At 36.5% G+C, this 211-nt stretch carries 1 rRNA gene; it reads right to left on the bottom strand.

Annotated elements, in window-relative coordinates:
• Nucleotides 1-76, bottom strand: a 16S ribosomal RNA gene (locus H5122_RS20095); the annotation flags it as partial.
• Between the last annotated feature and the right edge of the window lie 135 nt (nt 77-211).

The following is a 211-nucleotide window of genomic DNA, read 5'->3' as shown; positions in this document are numbered from 1 at the left end:
TCTGTTACCGCTCGACTTGCATGTGTTAGGCCTGCCGCCAGCGTTCAATCTGAGCCATGATCAAACTCTTCAATTAAAAAGTTTTATGTCTTTCGACAGCTCAATGAATTCTGAATTTTTTAATATCTTTCGATATTGAATTGACTGTGCCGAATAATTACCGAAATAACTATTCTGTTGGTCACTCAGTTTTCAATTGAGACTCTAATTT

Origin of the sequence: Pseudoalteromonas sp. SG43-8, assembly GCF_014164245.1 — a bacterium.
GTDB classification, from domain to species: domain Bacteria; phylum Pseudomonadota; class Gammaproteobacteria; order Enterobacterales; family Alteromonadaceae; genus Pseudoalteromonas; species Pseudoalteromonas distincta.
This window is presented reverse-complemented; position numbering and strand designations above follow the sequence as displayed.